We start from the raw sequence: 12937 nt of genomic DNA on the forward strand, positions 1-12937 counted from the left end.
GCCGGAAAAGGAGAATATGCGTTTGCGATGAATAAAATAATTGTAACTGCAATGATTATAATTGCCGGATGGTACGGTAGCTTGCTCTATAGGCAAGGTGAATTGACAGTTATACGAGAATTTGCAAACGGATTCGGATCTAATGAGCCAGTAAAGTGCATGACGAAAGATGGCCGAGTTTTATATGGCGACATTCCACAAGGCATTATATGTGAGAAAGTAGAGCCGGTTGAGGGCTCATTGACAGTTCAAAAATTTTCTACTCTTAAAAGAGATGACCATAAAGCTTCAGGGTTTAGATGCGATGGACGGCAATACTGCAGTCAGATGAAGTCAAGAGCTGAGGCAGAATTTTTTGCTAGGAATTGTTCAAATACTAAAATGGATGGAGATCACGATGGCGTTCCATGTGAGAATGATTCCCAGTTTTAAGCCGGCATGGTGTGCTTACATTCTAACATTGGCACTAACAGAGGCCGGCTTTTCCGCTACGATCCAAAGCCGTCCCGTTATGCTGACCGCTCGCGCCGCTCGGCCTGCATCATCAGATGCCGCACATCTATTATCCAGGAGAACCCGCACGTCAACTCCCCGATTAGTCTGGTAAATACACTTTTCAGCTATAAAAAAATATACTGGAGAATAATATGAGCAATAAGAGCTATGTCATGTGGAACAATAAAGGCGGCGTTGGAAAAAGTACAATTACTTTCCATATTGCCTCTGTTTACGCTGAAAATAACCCTGATAGGGATGTTGTCGTTATTGATATGTGTCCTCAAGCTAATTCATCATCAATGCTTATGGGCGGTGGAAAAGATAGTGAATTAAAATTGCAGCAATTGATTTCGATGAATGAGCCTCAAACTATAGTTGGTTATATTACTGAAGCAACACTTAATGGAGATGCCGATATTGCAAAATACTCCACGAAATTAAGAGAAGTTAACCCCAACCTCTCGAACAACATGTATCTTATATCTGGTGATGGGAATTTAGAATTGATTGCTCCCCTGCTTTCTGAAAGAGCAGAAGCAACACCACTATCTGCCGCAGATAACCCCTGGATTAAGATTCATTCAATCGTAAGATTTTTAACTAAAAAGCCAATTAATTCCGAACGACCCTGTACATTTTTTATAGATACTAATCCTAGCTTTTCAATTTACACTCAGCTTGCGATAGTTGGCGGAGAAAAACTATTAGTTCCCATTAACGCCGATGATTCATCGATATTTGCGATCACTGGTTTATTTAACTTAATATGGGGTACCGCAATAATTCATCCTGTTTATGGAAAATATACATTTGCCTCTAAGGCTAAAAGCCATGGGTTAGTGCTACCAAAGATATCATTCCTTTTGGGTAACCGCTTTACACAAAAAAAGGGTGCTGCCCACGCTTTTAAAGCGCTTTCAAATGAAGCTATTGATAAAATGTATTCTGAATACAAAAAGAATCCAGATAAATTTGAAGATCCTGTTGAGCATATAAATAACCTTCAAGATTTCGAATCCGCATATAGTATTGAGTTAAGAGACTTTAATAGTGCGGGAGTAGTAGCGGCGAATCAAGGTCTTCCGCTTAGCAAGATGGATAAGCATACATATGAGGTCTATGGTGAAAGGATTCAAGTAGCAAAAGAGCAGAGGGAAAAATGCAGGGAAGCAATTGAATTGTTGGTTACAAAGCTTTGAACTGGCATAACAAACGGCTCCACGCAGACGCCCTACGCCTATGTATGCAGGAGAACCCGCCTGTCAGTTCCCCGATGACAACTTACTAGCGCTGTTTGATATTGCGATAAAAATTTTCGTGTGAGCTTAGGGCCATCAATTCGAGAACGAGAGCACCATCATCAAAGCTGTATCCAAGCAAAATCAGGTGCTTGTTCATTTTAAATTTGTATCCACGTAAGAATGAGAGGTCTCCCTTTTTTTGCTCCCCAAGAGCGGGATCGGCCATCAGATCCTTGACGGCTGTGTCGAGATCTTTTTTCTGGTTAGCTTTAAGCTTTTTTACTGCTTTCTTAAACGTTGGGGACTGTAAGACACGGGTGGCTTTAGCCAAAATCGTAGGTCTCTAGCTTCCCGGCTTCTCGTTCTGCTTTTGCAATAATAGCCTGCTTGACAAACTCATAGGGCAAATCGGGATTGTCTTCCATCATTTCACCGATTTTTGCCCAATGCTCAATTTGTTTGGGAGGCGTGCGATTAAGCGCTTTGGCTATAATGGTTGCTCTTTCAATAAGATGTTGATCTAAGCGTATGCTATTAGTGGCCATTTTGATGCCCTCCTAAGGATTTTCTTAATTGTAGCAAAACGCCACAAATGAGGCAAATTGCAGCGGGACGCTAGATTGCAATCGTAGAAAAGCGGATGTCCCTTTTTTATATCAGACTAGGTTTGGCAGGGCGAAGGAGTCGGAAACCGGTTCAATCTGGAAGATTCGGTTCGGTAGGTGGGTTTTGAACGTCTTTTCCTCGCCGTCCGCGGAGCGTTCGCGCAGCCGGAAAGTGTTGCAATCCGCGATTAGGTGGGTTCCAAAAGGCGTTTCAATGGCATCCTGCACCCATTTGATCGGAAAGTACTGGTTGGTTGCCTGAATAGTTTTCCTGGACTTGAAGTTCCGATCGAAAAGGATGACCTGGCCTTTGCGTGAATTGGAGATTATGTAGCCCTTTGAATGGGGCCGGATATGATGGGGGCCGCTGAGTCCCTCGGCGACCACCTCGGTTTTCAATGTTTCGCGGTCGATGCGCGCGAGTGCGCCCTGGTAAAACAGCACGGTGATGATCTTCGCGGGATCGTAGGGATCGATGATCGCCGAATTCATATGCGTCGTCTGCAAGCGTCCAGGGTAGCACTTCAGACGGTGATCGATCGTTTTGTCGATGACCCGCATGCCGCCGCCGTGCGCATGATCGTATCCGTGCTCAGTGGCCCACCAGGACCACAGGATGTTCCCCTGAAAATCGACTTCCAGAATTGCATCGACGCCGCTCGAGGTGACCAGCAAACCGTTTTCGGTGCGCCGGATCGAGCGTAGTTGCGAGAACAACGGGCTGCGAATTTCGAGGTCAATCTGGCCCTGCTCGTTCAGCCGGACGATGTGCTCGTTACCTGGAGTCCCGTCCTCGGGACAAGGCAGTCCGGTAAGAAAATACAGGCCTTCGCCTTCGACGAATTGGCTCCCGAAAGGTTTGTCGCAATAGATTTCACCGATCGAGCGGATTCCACCGAAGCTTCCGTCGTGTTCGAGCAACTGGATCTTTCCGCCCATCGACCCCTTAAAAACATCGTTGGAGCGGTCCTCCCCGCGGATAATCCGGCTTAGCCTGAATTTTACGTAGTCCCAATTAGTTTGCGGATAAGAAACGACAAATTTCATTTTCAAGTATATCCTGTGGTGAAGATAGGTGGCTATGATAGCCAAGTAGTTTTTTGTTTAGCGCAAAGCAGCTGCTGGCTTTCAGCGACTCTTTGGCAGGGTATGCCGCCGCTCCTAGGGGCGAAGGTTTTTGCCATAAATCTTAGTTAATTCTTTGCTAAAATTATTGCATAGCATGCCACCCTCAGAGGGCTTATCTTTAAATAAGAGCCTCTAATATTCATATATTCGGCTAAATTTGTAGCTTTTCCCCGGCGCGGTTTAATGGGAAGGCGAGCAGAATAGCGGAAATTTTGGGAGAGGGTGTTCGTTCAGGGAGTGTCAGCGGTATTGTGTCTGCCGGATTTTGTGCTATCCAGCAGGTACTTAAGTATGTAGAAGAGGTTCGGTGGGGAGAAAGGTTCCCAACCTTCTTTTTCCAAAGATGTTCCCTCTGAAGGGGTAGAAGCCGATGATGTGCGCGGCCAAGATGTTGGGGAACACTGTCTATACTAAATTTCCTTGGATTGAGGATATGGAACCCATGATAGCAAAGAATGGGGAGCGGGCGACTAACCGTACCCGGCATCCGGCGATTTCCCTAGTAGGGCATGAAGCTGTTAAGTAAAATCCAAGATAATCTACGAAAATTGGAATGTAAGAGCATGTTACTGGCACATAAGATTGAACTAAGGCCCAAAGCAAGCCAAGCCGAATATCTGAACAAGTCTTGCGGTTCAAGGCGGCACTGCTATAACCAACTACTGGAGCACTTCTCCAAGCCGGATAATAAGTGGAGCAAGGCGGCGGCCTACCAGTACTATATAAAAGTCATCCGTCCTGCGTATCCCTGGTATAACGAAGTTTCCAGTCGCGTGACCCGCAACGCCATTGATGACCTGGATGATGCTTTCAAGCACTTTTTTCGGCGGGTGAAAAAGGGAGGGAAGCCCGGTTTTCCAAAGTTTAAGAAAAAAGACATCAACGATAGCTTCGCCCTACGTGAGAAAACCAAGTTTGAGGTCAAGGGCCGCAAGCTGAGGATTGAAAAACTCAAAACACTTATCCCCATGCGCCAGCGGCTGCGCTTCGAGGGAACGCCCAAGCAAGTGGCGATGAGTAAGCAAGCCGGTAAGTATTTCGCCTCCGTTCTGGTAGATACGACAGACTATAAGGACTATAGCCAAAACCGATCCCCCTCCGTAGGCGTGGATTTTGGCGTCAAGTCGCTGGCCGTGACTTCTGACAATGAAGTGATTCCTTCCAACAACAAGTTAAAAAAGAGCCTAAAGAAACTCAAGCATTTAAGTAGAAGTCTATCCAGAAAGCGCAAAGGCTCCAACCGTCGAGCGATAGCCAAGCAGCGGTTAGCCAAATTGCACTATCGGATAGCTCAACAAAGGAAAGCCGTGCTCCATGAACTGAGCCATAGTTTAACGGCAAACTATGATCGAATCGCCATAGAAGATCTCAATGTTAAAGGGATGGTTCGGAACCGTACACTAGCCCGGTCCATCGCCGATGCGGGCTTCGGGATGCTGCGCCAGTTGATTGAATACAAAGCCTTTCTTCGTGGCTGCACGGTTGAGCTGGTAGATAGGTTCTTCCCCTCTAGCCGGATGTGTTCAGGCTGTGGACAGCTTCACGACATCACGCTCGCGGATAGAGCATTGGCCTGTGATTGTGGATTAACCATAGACCGCGATCTCAATGCCGCGATTAATTTAAACCGGTATCGTCGGGACACGCTCAAGCCAGACGTAAAACGCACGCAAGAGCCAAGTAAGACCGCGCTAGCGGCATCGGTGTGGACGGTGTGAATAAGCCTAGGTTTTCAGAGATCATCCTAGGCTTTTATGAGCGGCGAGTAAGCTTCGCTTTATGGCTACTAGCTGCCGCACTGCTTAGCGCCTGTGCGATTAATCCGGTAACAGGCGAGCGGGAGCTGTCGCTGGTCTCCGAAACCCAGGAAATTCAGATGGGGGAGGAGAATTATTTGACGATGCGGCAGATGCAGGGAGGGGATTATACGGCTGACCCCGCACTCACAGCCTATGTGAGCCAGGTGGGTCAGCGTCTGGCGGCCGTGAGTGATCGTTCGCTGCCCTATGAGTTCTCGGTTATTAACGATTCCACCCCTAATGCGTGGGCCCTGCCGGGTGGTAAAATTGCTCTCAACCGGGGTTTATTGACGGAGCTAAACAATGAAGCTGAGCTGGCGGCGGTGCTAGGCCATGAGATCGTCCATGCCGCAGCCGGTCATAGCGCCCAAGGCATGGAGCGTGATTTATTATTGAAGGGGGCGGTGTTAGGTTCAGTGCTGGCAACGGGAGTGAGTGAATACACGCCCCTGGTGTTGGGCGGGGCGCAAGCGGCGGCGCAACTGGTCAATCGGAAATATAGCCGCGATGCGGAGCGGGAAGCGGATCTTTATGGCATGCGCTATATGTCCCGCGCCGGCTATGATCCTTGGGCAGCGGTGAGCTTGCAGGAAACTTTCGTTCGTCTCTCCGAGGGACAGCAGGAAAATTGGCTTTCGGGGTTATTGGCAAGCCATCCTCCTTCCCTGGAACGGGTGGAGGCCAATGAGATGACTGCCCGTACTTTGCCTGCCGGAGGTGAGTTAGGGGCGGAACGCTACCAAGCCAAGCTTGCTCCCCTGAGGCAGGTAGAAACGGCCTATGCTGCTTATGATCAAGGCCGTAAAGCACTTCAAGAGGGCAACCTGGAGCAGGCGCTGAGTTTAGCGGAGCGGGCCATTACTGAAGAGCCCCGGGAAGCCCTGTTCTATGGCTTGCGCGGTGATGTCTATCTGGCAAGGAAACGCTATCAGGAAGCTCTGGCCGATTATAATCGGGCTATTAAGCGCAATGATCATTTTTTTTATTTTTATAATCAGCGGGGTTTGGTAAACAAAGCATTAGGCCATTCAGAAAAGGCGCGTCAAGATCTGCAGCAGAGTATAGCCCTTTTACCCACGGAAAGCGCTAATAAAGCCTTAGGTGATTTAGCCTTGACGCAAGGAGATCGGCAAGGCGCCATGACCTACTACCAAAAGGCAGCCGCCTCCCAAACCCCTTTGGGCCTTGAAGCAAGACGCGCCTTGGTTTACCTGGATTTGCCTAATAATCCCCAAAAATATCTAGCGGCTCAGGTCAAGTTAAATCGGCGTGGCTATCTCGTTGTCCGGGTGACTAATCAGGCACCGCTCCCCGTCCGCGATATTGGCATTGAAGTGCGTTATCTGGATTCCCAGGGGCACGTCCAGTCCCATAAGCAAGCGTTTCAAGGAATTCTTGCCGCAGGTCAGACCGCGCGCCTCAAGACGAATCTGGGGCCGCTTTCAGATCCACGTGCGCTCGAACGGATCGAGGCTAAGGTGATCCAGGCCCGAATTGCCAATTAACCATCATACTTAATTAAGCGATTAATGATGAAACAAACAACGTATGAATATGCTGCTTCCGCCGGGAGGGCAGAGGCACAGGAGGCGGAGGAGACTTCACCTCTGGATCAGGAACTCCTGGCTTTAAAACAACTTGAACAGCGCGTTGGCGCCTTCCACTTTAAGCGGCGCCTGGGCACCGAAGGGAACTATAAAACCCATGCCTCTTCCCAGGAGCAGGATTCCTTTCATATCGAGAATTGGTATTCCATTCATTTCTTTATTCGCACCACCTTGCGATGTTTGGCGCTCCACGGGCGAGGTAAACGCAATGCCTTGGCCCTTCGGGTCCGCCATAATGATATTCCTATAAAGGGTCTGTCACCCTCTTTTGAGGGATATACGCTATTACATTTAAGCGATCTCCACCTGGACATGAACGGGCAGCTTCCCCAGGTGCTGATTGAGCAAGTTCAGAAGGTAAAATATGATATATGTGTCATCACCGGGGATTTACGGGCGAAGACATACGGGCCTTATCAGCCAGCCATAGAGGCCATGGCGCAGCTGCGGACTCATCTTGAAGCACCAGTCTACGGCGTGCTTGGTAACCATGATAGCCTTCGCATGGTCCCTGGGCTGGAAGCCATGGGCGTGCGGATGCTGCTTAACGAAGCGGTACCTATCGAGCGGGATGGTGAGGTCGGTTTCTATCTCGCCGGGGTTGACGATCCTCATTATTATCGTGCGGATAATCCGGAAAAAGCCTGCGCGCAAATTCCGGAATCCGTTCCCCGAATTCTGCTAGCCCATTCCCCGGAAATCTATAAACGTGCCGCCCATTGTGACTTTGATGTCATGTTCTGTGGGCACACCCATGGTGGCCAGATCTGCTTGCCGGGGGGTATCCCCGTCATGGTCAATGCTCGCTGCCCCCGCCGGATCTGCGCCGGGCCTTGGCGGTACCGCCAGATGCAAGGCTACACATCGGTGGGATCGGGGGTTTCTATTGTCGATGTCCGTTTCAACTGCCCACCTGAGATCACCCTGCATCGGCTTCGCTGCACCTGAAAAGCCGTTAAAAATCCCCCTTCGAGTCAAACTCCGAAGTACCTGCTTATCCAATCTCTGCGTCAAACATGCCTCGTTGCCATTCCCCTTAATTTTCTTTAATCCGCTTCTGTTCTTTTTCTTTTCTCAGGATGATTAAAGTTTGCCAGCAAGAAGACGAACTTACTGAAAGCTGGTCTACTGTTTTTGATATCTCTGTGGATAATATTCTAACGAATATACAGGCGAACTTGCCTGAATTTATAGCTAATATCAGGTTATCAAGGCTAATACATGTTTTGGGTATTATCAGGGCAAAAGTGCCTGAAAAAGCCGGCAATATCAATTTATCAGGGCGCGTATTTACTTGAGAATAAATTGTTCGCGCCGCTGCGCGGCGCGAATCGGGGAGTTGACTGCGCCAAACGGCCGCCCGCGCCGCTACGCGTTGCGAACAACCGTTCGACTGGCAGAACCCCCTGCATCATCAGATGCCCCACATCTATTACCCAGGAGAACCCGCCCGTCAACTCCCCGATTATAAGGCTTAAAAAATGCAGTTGCCAGATTTTATAAAAGATGTCGTGCTGCTCCTGCTAGGTGGAGTCGGGACTGCTGTGTGGTTTTTCTGGCGTCGCAGGACAGAACAAGCGCCAGTATTTGAAAACATCCACAAAGCCGAAAAACTTCTCTCGCTTCGAAAAGAACTCGACAACACCAACTACACCTTTGAGGATCTAAAGAGCCTTGAAGATGCGCTGATGGAGCGGGCAGATGTTGCGAAAGTACTAAGCATCAGCTACGAAGAAGAGGCTAAACAAGTTCGTGAAATTGAGATGAGTACTGCGATGACACAGGCAGAAATGAATATTGTTGCCGGAAATGCCTATCAAAGCGCCGAGCGTAAACTTGATGCAATACTAGAACAAATCAAGGAGTTCTTGTCTCCTGAAGAATCTGCTCTGTTAGATGAAGCTAATCAAGCCTGGCGTACCTACCAGAAAAGCCATGCTGACTTCTCAGCCTCACAATACGAGGGGGGCAGTATTCAGCCGCTCATTTATGCCTCAACAATGGAGACGGTCACCGTTGCACGAATAGTTGAATTGGAAGCAGAGCTTAAGTTCATGAAAGACACGCGGGTGCCAAATGCCGAGCAAGACGCCTTATAACAAGTCACTCCTGCTGACCGTCTCACTCGCTGGCGCTCGTTCGACGGTAGCAGAGTTCAATCGTTGGGCGTCACTGGGAGCTATTCGGTGAATGAATCGAAGTCGACAACCGAGGTTGCTATTTCCGCATTCATACATGAGCTTTCGCGAATGCCCGCGACTCTTTCGGGAGAAGATTCATCGCTAGATTCAGTTTGGGAAGAGATCAAAGCTCAGGTTCAGAATGAAGAATCGATCTATTGGGATGCTTATGTCGAAACGATGTCCGTCTTGGTTGAGGCTTATGTCGAAGGTCTGAGCGCCGATGTGTTGGAAAATCTCCGCGATGAATTGTATCTCGACGATGACGGCGACGTTGGCGAGGGATTGTTCGAGGCGTTACTCGATAGGGCCGGGGAAGAGGACGTTGCATACGAACCATTCGATTTCGAGTTTTTCTACTACGATGTGATGGGGACCACAACATACGGCCAGGTTCTAAAGCGAACCAGCATTTGGACAGCGCAAGTTCGCGTTTGGAGTCAAGTCTTACCAAAAGGTGGCGAAATTGGGTTGATATCTACTTCTGCCATTGAGTGTGAAATTTCAGAAGATGTGTTCAATTTTGCAAAGAGGGCTGCATGGCCCAAGCTTTCTGCGAAGTGACGCTCAACAAATCGTTGCAGCGGACGTTTGGCCCACCACCTGCTTTGCTGCCGCAAAGCAGGCGTCGCCTCAAACGCCGCTGAACTCAGGCGTTCGCGCCGCTGCGCGGCGCGAATCGGGGAGTTAACTGCGCCAAACGGCTGCCCGCGCCGCTACGCGTCGCGAACAACCGTTCGACTGGCAGAACCTCCTGCATAATCAGATGCCCCACATCTATTATCCAGGAGAACCCGCCCGTCAACTCCCCGATTATGTCTCTCGGCTAGTGGAGGTGGGATGACTGGAGTCCGGATTGATGATGCCCTTGCCGATTGGGGAAATTTGGCTAAGGAGAATTGGCAGTCTCTGCTGCTTGGTAATGGATTCAGTATTAACGTATGGAGTGGTTTCAACTACGACAGCCTTCTTCAGGTTGCACGACAAGATGACCTTGAGCATCAGCTAAACGAAGAATCCGTGACTCTATTTGATCATGTCGGAAGTTCAAATTTCGAGGACGTCTTGCGAATACTTTTCCACGCCAGGATGGTTGACGAGCAACTCGGGAGACCTCAAGGGGATGAAATTGAAGCGATTTATCAGAACACGAAACGTGCTTTGGCAGATGCCGTCAATTACTCTCATGTCGCATACGGTCAGTTCAACGCTGCGGCGATAAACGAACAGTTGGGTGGCTACGATGATGTGTTCACGACCAACTACGACTTGATCCCATATTGGTCAATAATGCACGAAGGTGTGGATCGGTTTCGGGACTTTTTTTGGGGTGCTGACGGGGTTTTTGAGTTATGCAACACTGAGGTATTCCCTAGGCGTACAAAGATTCATTACCTCCATGGGGCCATTCACTTAGTTGAACTTCCGGATGGTCGCACGAAGAAGCTGGCGACAAATCAAAACGGCAATTTGCTCGAATTGTTTGATCTTAATGCGAGGGATCAATTCCCTCTCTTTATTTCTGAGGGACATTGGCAACAGAAATTGTCTCGAATATGTAAAAATGACTATCTACGGTTCTGCTTTTCGAATCTGAGCGGTCTAGAAGGTAATGCTGTAATTATTGGGCACTCCCTGCATCGCGACTACGATCAACATATCATCGATGCGATTTCTCAAAGCTCAGTGGACAGATTGGCTATTGGTGTTTGGCCGCACCAGCGCGCTGAGGTCATCCTGGATTTCAAGGCTCGAATCATAGAGCAGTTGCATCAGAAGTCATTGGACTTTTTCGATTCTGAATCTCACCCCCTGGGATCTGAGGTTTTACGTGTCGAGAAATAACAAATCGTTGCAGCGGACAAGCCGCTGAATGCGGCGTTAGAGAAGTGAATATGTCACAAGCAAAGAGCTCGTTTGAGCATGGAATAAAAGACGCAGAAGAGCTGCTTGCTCATTTCGATGCGATCAACTGCAATCCGCCTCCAGCAAATGCTGAGGTGCTAAAGCGAGCTGGTTTGGTCATGGCTCTGACAGCGTGGGAAACATACGTTGAAGACCGTATCACAGAGGCCATGGATAAACGTCTCAATGTCGTCTCGGGTAGCTACGTTGGGGAGTTTATACAGAAAAAACTCCAACAAGAGCTGAAGCAGTTCCATAACCCAACCTCAGACAAGACCAAAAAGATCTTTCAGGATTATCTTGGATTAGACGTTACTTCAGCATGGTTTTGGGCGAACGTAACCCCGGAAAAGGCTCGAAAATCCCTAAATCAGTGGATTTCAAAGCGCGGAGACGCCGTTCATCGTTCGAAGCCAATCAATAATGGATCGTCGGCCGCCCATTTGATTAAGAAAGATGAGTTGGAGAAGGTAATCAGATTCCTACGGGAGTTGGTTCGTGCAACGGATGATTATCTTGAGCAAAATCTCTAACAATTCGCATCAGTACGCTGTCTTCGGACGCCAGACGTCCCTGACGGGCCGCCGCTGTGCTCCGCGTTATATATGATAGAACCATGAAAGCTTTGTCTATCGAAGAAATTGAGTCGGCTCGTGCAAAGCTGTTGAGTAACGCAGAGAGTCTATTTGCGGAATCTCAGCTCTTATATAAACACGGTTTCTTTCCACGAGCCTACTGTTTGGCGCATTTGTGTTGCGAGGAATTAGCAAAAATACCAATGTTGGTTGGTGCGGGCTTGGATCTTGTTAACGGCGAAGAAGTTGACTGGGAAAAGCTGCATCACCGCTTGAAGAGGCACCAGGATAAGATCAACGCAATGCACGTTCATGATTATTTTCAAAGCGAAATTAGAGCTGATGACTCTGATGTCAGGGAACATGAGGCTGCATTAAAAACCACGCCTCACCTCAACGACATGAAAAATAACAGCCTTTACGCTGGTTTGGTTGATAGTGTCTTTAGAGAACCTAGAGAGGTCGTTACTCAAGACGACGCAATAAAGCTTATGAACATCACCCATGAACGGTTGAAATATATCCAGGCTGTTGAACAGGTTTCTTTGGGGAAAATATCTACCTCGAAAACAGGAGCCAAGATGAGGCGATTTTTGAAAGAATATAACAAGTTACGGAAGGCAGACGCGTGAGACGCACCGCTACGCGTCGCGAACAACCGTTCGACTGGCAGAACCTCCTGCATAATCAGACGCCGTACGCCTATGTATGCAGGAGAACCCGCCCGTCAACTCCCCGATTATGTGCTAGGAGAAAAAATGAGTTTCATTAATACAGAAGTTATCCGAGGCATTACTGGTGTATCTGAGGAAGATCAGGCATCGATAAAGTCATTTTTGCAAGGTGCTGTCTACTGTTGGTGTAAAAATCGTAAGGATGAGTGGTTCTCTCTTCGAGATCTAATGGGCGGTGAAAATTTCTATTGGCAAGGAACTCCATTAATTTCTTTGTACGAAAAACACGAAGCTAAAGGTAGTGAGGATCCTGTAAAAGATGCAGGCAAAGATGCTGGGTGGTTACTTAAAGCTGTAATTGGTTCAGATCTAAGGCAGTTTGATACTAAAAAAGAAGACCTTATTCGTAAGTATCGTTGGGCTGGTGAGTAACGCACATAACAAAGCATTTAAGAGTGATTCTCAACGCTTAGCACCTTTCATTCCATCGTTGAGTTTCGTGTTTAAGGCGCAATGGTTAAGGTGTGGTGGCGGCGTTGCTCACACCTTAATGCGGCGTTCGCGCCGCTGCGCGGCGCGGATCGGGGAGTTGATTACGCTAAACGGCTGCCCGCGCTGCTACGCGTCGCGAACAACCGTTCGATTGGCGGAACCACCTGCATTATCAGATGCCGCACATCTATTACCCAGGAGAACCCGCCCGTCAACTCCCCGATTAGGTTCAT

General features: G+C 48.5%; 15 protein-coding genes. 12 read left to right on the plus strand and 3 right to left on the minus strand.

Features of this window, described 5'->3' with window-relative positions; genetic code table 11:
* The first annotated feature begins 27 nt into the window (after positions 1-27).
* Together NOC_RS02215 and NOC_RS02220 are read left to right on the plus strand one after the other, a co-directional pair.
* On the plus strand, positions 28-432 hold the full coding sequence (locus NOC_RS02215; RefSeq protein ID WP_011330325.1) for an excalibur calcium-binding domain-containing protein: 405 nt from the start codon (positions 28-30) through the stop codon (positions 430-432).
* Positions 433-647: 215 nt separating this feature from the next.
* Positions 648-1697, plus strand: a complete 1050-nt coding sequence (locus tag NOC_RS02220; protein WP_011330326.1) for a ParA family protein — start codon at positions 648-650, stop codon at positions 1695-1697.
* 85 nt (positions 1698-1782) lie between these two features.
* Here NOC_RS02220 and NOC_RS02225 read toward each other — a convergent pair whose 3' ends face one another.
* The 3 genes from NOC_RS02225 to NOC_RS02235 form a co-directional block, all read right to left on the minus strand.
* Entirely contained in the window at positions 1783-2070 is a 288-nt protein-coding gene (locus NOC_RS02225) for a type II toxin-antitoxin system RelE/ParE family toxin (protein WP_011330327.1), read from the minus strand.
* A complete protein-coding gene (locus NOC_RS02230; protein ID WP_002813362.1) occupies positions 2063-2284 on the minus strand; it encodes a TA system antitoxin ParD family protein in 222 nt (73 codons plus the stop codon). Before NOC_RS02230 ends, NOC_RS02225 begins: the two co-directional genes overlap by 8 nt.
* Positions 2285-2395: 111 nt before the next feature.
* The gene (locus NOC_RS02235; RefSeq protein ID WP_002813673.1) at positions 2396-3391 is read right to left on the minus strand and encodes a hypothetical protein; all 996 of its coding nucleotides are present in this window, start codon (positions 3389-3391) and stop codon (positions 2396-2398) included.
* A 451-nt stretch (positions 3392-3842) separates the two neighbouring features.
* Between NOC_RS02235 and NOC_RS17220 the strand changes: the two genes are divergently transcribed.
* The 10 genes from NOC_RS17220 to NOC_RS02280 all read left to right on the plus strand — a co-directional run bounded on the left by NOC_RS17220 (position 3843) and on the right by NOC_RS02280 (position 12644).
* Positions 3843-3998: a hypothetical protein gene (locus NOC_RS17220; RefSeq protein WP_002812806.1), complete on the plus strand. Its 156-nt coding sequence runs from the start codon at positions 3843-3845 to the stop codon at positions 3996-3998.
* Between the two features lie 37 nt (positions 3999-4035).
* Positions 4036-5190: an RNA-guided endonuclease InsQ/TnpB family protein gene (locus NOC_RS02240; protein ID WP_002812212.1), complete on the plus strand. Its 1155-nt coding sequence runs from the start codon at positions 4036-4038 to the stop codon at positions 5188-5190.
* Positions 5187-6776, plus strand: coding sequence for a M48 family metalloprotease (locus NOC_RS02245; RefSeq protein WP_002813031.1), 1590 nt, complete (start codon positions 5187-5189; stop codon positions 6774-6776). The genes NOC_RS02240 and NOC_RS02245 overlap by 4 nt, the downstream gene beginning before the upstream one ends.
* A 24-nt stretch (positions 6777-6800) precedes the next feature.
* A complete protein-coding gene (locus NOC_RS02250) occupies positions 6801-7826 on the plus strand; it encodes a metallophosphoesterase (protein WP_002812069.1) in 1026 nt (341 codons plus the stop codon).
* A gap of 533 nt (positions 7827-8359) precedes the next feature.
* Positions 8360-8977 (plus strand): lysozyme inhibitor LprI family protein, encoded by a 618-nt coding sequence (locus NOC_RS02255; RefSeq protein WP_002814251.1) that lies wholly within the window; start codon positions 8360-8362, stop codon positions 8975-8977.
* Positions 8978-9064: 87 nt separating this feature from the next.
* Positions 9065-9622: a hypothetical protein gene (locus tag NOC_RS02260; RefSeq protein ID WP_011330329.1), complete on the plus strand. Its 558-nt coding sequence runs from the start codon at positions 9065-9067 to the stop codon at positions 9620-9622.
* A gap of 276 nt (positions 9623-9898) precedes the next feature.
* Positions 9899-10903, plus strand: a complete 1005-nt coding sequence (locus NOC_RS02265; protein WP_002814094.1) for a DUF4917 family protein — start codon at positions 9899-9901, stop codon at positions 10901-10903.
* A 50-nt stretch (positions 10904-10953) separates the two neighbouring features.
* Complete coding sequence (locus NOC_RS02270; RefSeq protein ID WP_002812449.1) at positions 10954-11496, plus strand: HEPN domain-containing protein; 543 nt, start codon at positions 10954-10956, stop codon at positions 11494-11496.
* Between the two features lie 83 nt (positions 11497-11579).
* Positions 11580-12170, plus strand: a complete 591-nt coding sequence (locus NOC_RS02275; protein ID WP_002812842.1) for an AbiV family abortive infection protein — start codon at positions 11580-11582, stop codon at positions 12168-12170.
* 126 nt (positions 12171-12296) lie between these two features.
* Positions 12297-12644, plus strand: coding sequence for a hypothetical protein (locus NOC_RS02280; protein WP_244860011.1), 348 nt, complete (start codon positions 12297-12299; stop codon positions 12642-12644).
* The last annotated feature ends 293 nt before the right edge of the window (positions 12645-12937 follow it).

Origin of the sequence: Nitrosococcus oceani ATCC 19707, assembly GCF_000012805.1 — a bacterium.
GTDB lineage: Bacteria > Pseudomonadota > Gammaproteobacteria > Nitrosococcales > Nitrosococcaceae > Nitrosococcus > Nitrosococcus oceani.